The following is a 5,737-nucleotide window of genomic DNA, read 5'->3' on the forward strand; positions in this document are numbered from 1 at the left end:
TTTGTGGTTTTAGGAAGTTTAAAAGGGGGAATGAATTTCTTGAGGAAATCATTTAATCAAAAAATTAAAAAGTTAAGTAGTAGTTTAATAGTTGTATTACTAATATGTATGAATTTTTTAATCCACTTACCATTTAAAGCAGAGGCAGCTACAACAGAATTAAAAGGTTTAGGTGATGTATCTTATTACAATGCCATCATTTTTGGAGATCATAGTGCAACGAGTGCGGATATTGAAGGTGCGATGGCTGTTCAGAAAAATATGAACGCATCAAGTTATACAGTCGTAGCGGCTGCAACTGGAGCAAATAACTTAGCTGGAGCAACTTGGGTAGATGAAGGATATCCATCATTATTACTAGGCGGTCAATTTACGAAAGCGGGAGCAGGACAAGTAATTATTCAAGATGGAACAGTGGCGATGACAAAAGACGGTGACCCAGATGGCGCAATGAAAACATCATATGACCGTATCTCTTATAAAGAGCAAGCGGAGATTGATGCTAAGTTTAAAGAATTTAGAAAAGACGTTGATGGTGTAATCGGGGATGCAAGTAAACTACAGACTGATAAGCCAAAACCTAATATGAGCTTTGGCATCGGTGAAGATTTAAATAACCCTAATATTTATGTCTCTTCAGGCCAAACTGGAAAGAAAACATTTGATGTAAAAGACGTTTTTCTTCCGAATGTAGAGAATAAAGACTTTATTGTTATTTATTCAGATGCAGAAGAAGTGAGTTTTGGTGGCGGTGCAATTTTGTATGATACAAGAAATACTGGGATGGCGACGGATTTAATTAATACATCTCAAGCATACGATCCTAATTCATCTTTTACTGAGTTAGCTAGTAAGGTAATTTGGGTATTTCCTAATGCTACAAAGATAACAACTAAAGGTTATGGTGTAGTAGGTAGTGTGTTTGCACCTAATGCAGTTGTAGAAACAAAAGGTGGTTCTATTAATGGACAAGCCTATGTTGGAGGATTACACCAAAGAGATGGTTTTGAGGTTCATAACTTTAAATTTAACTGGCCAAAGTGGAATAAACCAGCAGTTGAAAAAGGACATTTACAAATTAAAAAAGTTGATGAAAAAGATGAAAATATTGTTTTAAAAGACGCAAAATTTGATGTTATAGACAAAGATAATAACGTTGTGGCTACTGTTACAACAAACGAAAAGGGTATTGCGGAAGTTAAAGATTTACCACTTGGTGACTATTTTGTAAAAGAAATAAATGCACCAGAAGGATATATAAAAGTTGATACACCAGTCAAAGTAACAATTGATAATACAAACGTAATTGAACTTGTTATGAAGAATACGAAAAAAGTAGAGAATGGCCAATTTAAATTATTGAAAAAAGATAGTGAATCTGGTCAACTTCTACCAGGTGCAAAATTTGATGTTATCGATAAAGATGGGAAAGTTGTGGAAACAATTGTTACAGATGATAAAGGTGAAGCCTTATCGAAACAACTTCCAGTTGGAAGCTATACATTAAAAGAAGTAGAAGCACCGAAAGGATATGAATTATCATCTAGTTCAGTTTCTGTTAATGTAGAGGCTAATAAAGTAGTGACTGTAGATGTGGTGAATAAAAAGATCCCCGAAAAAGTAACAGGTCAATTTGAAATTGTGAAAGTAGATGCGGAAGATAAAACGAAAGTATTATCAGATGCAGAATTCGAAGTGTATAAAGATGGTAAAAAAGTAGATACGTTACGAACAGATAAAACTGGTAAAGTAGTTTCACAGAAATTAGAACCAGGAACATACACATTAAAAGAAACAAAAGCACCACAAGGATATAAATTGCTAAAAGAAGAAATTGAAGTCGTTGTGGAAGCGGACAAAGTAGTAGAAGTACAAGTAGAAAATGCAAAAGAACTAGGAAGCTTACAAGTAATCAAAAAGGATGCAGAAAGTGGAAAAGTTCTAGCAGGTGCGGAATTTAAATTAAAGAACGAAGCTGGTCAAGTAGTTGGAGAAGCGAAAACAACGAATAAAGACGGTGTTGTAAAATTCGAAAACTTAGTGCCAGGAAAGTACACGTTAGAGGAAACGAAAGCCCCGGAAGGTTATAAGGCGTTAGAAGTAACAGTAGAAGTAAACGTTGTAGCGAACGAAGTAGTAAAACAAGAAGTTACGAATGAAAAAGTAACAGGTCAATTCGAAATCGTGAAAGTAGATGCGAATGATAAAACGGAATTGTTATCAGGTGCAGAATTCGAAGTGTATAAAGATGGTAAAAAGGTAGCGGAACTGAAAACAGATGAGAGTGGAAAAGTGATGTCACCAAAATTACCGCTAGGTGAATACACAGTGAAAGAAACGAAAGCACCAGCGGGCTACAAGCTTTCAAATAAAGAATGGAAAGTAACAATTCAAAACGAGAAAGAAGTAGTAAAAGTGGCGGCAGAAAACGAAAAAATCTTAGGTTCTCTACAAATTATTAAAATGGATGATAAAGATCAAACGAAACGCTTAGCAGGCGCAGAATTTACATTGAAAGATGCGAAAGGAAATGTTGTAAAAGAAGGAATTACAACAGATAAGTCTGGAACGGTTAAAGTAGACGGACTTGTGCCAGGGGAATATACGTTAGAAGAAACAAAAGCACCAGAAGGTTATGAGTTAACAAAACAAATAATTCATGTAACAGTTGACGGTGAAAAAGTTGTTGATGTAAAAGTAACGAACAGTAAGAGTCTTGGTCAATTCGAAATTGTAAAAGTAGATGCGGAAGATAAAACGAAAGTATTATCAGACGCAGAATTCGAAGTGTATAAAGATGGTAAGAAAGTAGATACGTTACGAACAGATAAAACAGGTAAAGTAATTTCTCAGAAATTAGAGCCAGGAAAGTACACATTAAAAGAAACGAAAGCACCACAAGGATATAAGTTGTTAAAAGAAGAAATTGAAGTCGTTGTGGAAGCAAACAAAGTAGTAGAAGTACAAGTAGAAAACGCAAAAGAACTAGGAAGCTTACAAGTAATCAAAAAGGATTCGGAGAGTGGAAAAGTTTTAGCAGGTGCAGAATTTAAATTAAAGAACGAAGCTGGTCAAGTAGTTGGAGAAGCGAAAACAACGAATAAAGAAGGTGTTGTGAAATTCGAAAACTTAGTGCCAGGAAAGTACACGTTAGAGGAAACAAAAGCGCCAGAAGGTTATAAGGCGTTAGAAGTAACAGTAGAAATAAATGTTATAGCGAACGAAGTAGTAAAACAAGAAGTTATGAATGAAAAAGTGAAAGAAGAAATTACAGGTCAATTAGAAATTACAAAGGTAGATGCCAATAATACAAATAAAACTTTAGCAGGCGCAGTGTTTGAAATTTGGAAAGACGGAACAAAAATCGACACATTAACAACAAACAAGAGCGGTAAAGCGACTTCTAAGAAGTTAGAACCAGGAGATTACACTTTAAAAGAAATCCAAGCGCCAGAAGGATATACTTTATCCGATAAGGAAATGAAATTTACGATTTCTAATGAAAAAATTGAAGTTGTAAAGCTTCAAATTACAAATAAAAAAGATACAGAAAAAGGTCCGGAAAAACCAGGTGAAGGAACAGAAAAGCCAGGTGAAGGAACAGAAAAGCCAGGTGAAGGAACAGAGAAGCCAGGTGAAGGAACAGAGAAGCCAGGTGAAGGAACAGAGAAGCCAGGTGAAGGAACAGAGAAGCCAGGTGAAGGAACAGAAAAGCCAGATGAAGGAACAGAGAAGCCGGGTGAAGGAACAGAAAAACCAGGTGAGGGAGTAGAAAAACCTAATTTACCAGAAAAAGGACAAGGTTCTTCTAATAATCAACAACTTCCAGCTACAGGACACAATACGAATTACGTTCCATTCATCGGTTTTATGCTTCTGTTATTAGGAATACGTTTAAGATTCATGGCTAAAAATAGTTAAAAGATGTATAAAAGGCATCAGAGATATATAATCTCTGATGCCTTTTAAGTGAATACAGATAAAATGAAAATATCTATATGGAATGATAAATATGTTAAGCTTCAATTACGCTAAGCATTCTGTTTATAAATGCAGCTGCGTGTGCACGTTGTGATGGTCCTTTTGGTACGAATTGATTAAATTCATTACCTTTTACAATTCCATATCCATACACTCTTTGTACTTCTTCTTTAGCGTAAATTAAGTTTTGGTCTACGAATGGTAGTTCAACTTGTTTTGCAAAAATACCAGCGTGTTTTAGAGAACGATCGATCATAATAACAGCTTCTTCGCGTGTAATTGTAGTATTTGGATCAAATGTATTATCACCACGTCCGCGGATTATGCCTGCGCTTGCTGCACGATTAATACCGTCTCTTAACGATGGGTGTACTTGTTCTAAGTCTGTGAAATTAGCGTTTCCACTTGGTAATTGTAAAGCACGAGTAATTAGTGTAGCAAATTCAGCACGCGTTACAAGACGTTCTGGGAAGTACTTGCCGTTCCCTTCTCCTTGCATAATGCCTCTAGCTGCTAATTGACGAATGTCTTGTTCATACCATCCACCTGTAATGTCATCAGTTACGGGGTTTTTTTGGTTTTCCTTATAGTATGTTTCAGTTCCTTTTAAGAAAGCATCCCATTGTCCGCGTTGAATCATAAACGCAGGGCAGTTTTTTCCTGACCAAAATTGGTGTTTTTGGACCTTATCTAGAGAAATATTTAAGTCGTTCATTAAATAAGCTGCCAATTTACGGGCATTTTCTACCGCTTTTTCATAGTTTCCATCTTGATTAACGGCAATTTCAATTCCGATAGATTCATAGTTTCCAGTTTTATTTCCAGCATGCCATCCAACTTCATTTACTGGAAGATGTTGATAAATTTCTTTATCATCTACTGTGAAATGCCAAGATGCGGCACGATCAGCTGTTCCGCGTGCTTGATTATCTAAGAATTTTGCATGATTTAGAGCATTGGCACCCTTCGCTGTATTAGCTGTTTCGTGAATCGTAATATATTTAGGTACCATCGGGTAGCCAGGGCGAATATCGTCATTTCCTTTTGGGACAATCATTTCTTTAAATGTAACGCCATAAATATTGTTTGTTTGTAGAGCTTCTGGCGATCTCAATAAACTATTTTTAGCAGTACGACTGTTTTTTAATAATGAAGCTTTTGTACCTTCAAATGTAGCAGAAGGTGCATAAATCCATTTTGTTGTTTCATTTATTTGGACTTTAAACCAATTTCCAGCTTGTTCAGTAGGAGTTATGACTTGTGGCTGTAGTTTCCCTTCTTCTTTAAATGATTGGAACGGAAGGGCATGTATGGAAGCTTCTTCTTTTACGATTAATTTTTGATTAGATAGTTTATGAATCTCTTGAACTTCTAAGCTATTATCATTGTTATCTATCCATCCAGCGCCAGTTGGCGTCGTTATGTAATAAGCATTTCCTTTTTTCTTTGTCGCCGTTACGACTTGTTCTGTAATCTCGATATTCGATTTGTTTTTTAAATCATTCGCGGTATATAATGAATGTTTTTTTGAAGTGTATAGTAGGAACTGGCCAGTAACCTCGATATCTTCTTCATGAGTACTATGCTCATTAACATGCTCTTTAATACTTTTAAAAACTTGATCTTCCGTATATACTTCAGCGGATTTTTCAGCACTCTCTGCAAATGAATAAGTAGGTGCAAGAACAGTTTGTAATGCAAGAGAGAGAGTTAAAACACTATAAAATTTCTTTTTCATATTTTTTTTAACACATTA

At 35.5% G+C, this 5,737-nt stretch carries 2 protein-coding genes; one reads left to right on the forward strand and one right to left on the reverse strand.

The genetic code is table 11. The annotated features are described in order from the left end of the window. The first annotated feature begins 39 nt into the window (after nucleotides 1-39). Nucleotides 40-3,921 (forward strand): SpaA isopeptide-forming pilin-related protein, encoded by a 3,882-nt coding sequence (locus ACQGS6_RS22000; RefSeq protein WP_426965603.1) that lies wholly within the window; start codon nucleotides 40-42, stop codon nucleotides 3,919-3,921. A gap of 94 nt (nucleotides 3,922-4,015) precedes the next feature. Here ACQGS6_RS22000 and ACQGS6_RS22005 read toward each other — a convergent pair whose 3' ends face one another. Further along, nucleotides 4,016-5,719, reverse strand: a complete 1,704-nt coding sequence (locus ACQGS6_RS22005; RefSeq protein WP_000726531.1) for an S-layer homology domain-containing protein — start codon at nucleotides 5,717-5,719, stop codon at nucleotides 4,016-4,018. Nucleotides 5,720-5,737 lie beyond the last annotated feature (18 nt).

Origin of the sequence: Bacillus sp. GMs2/2, from assembly GCF_050172095.1 — a bacterium.
Taxonomy (GTDB): domain Bacteria; phylum Bacillota; class Bacilli; order Bacillales; family Bacillaceae_G; genus Bacillus_A; species Bacillus_A cereus.

Bases quoted from the DNA above. Each gene is read 5' to 3' on its own strand.
- ACQGS6_RS22005 (WP_000726531.1), bottom strand. From the start codon at position 5,719: ATGAAAAAGAAATTTTATAGTGTTTTAACTCTCTCTCTTGCATTACAA.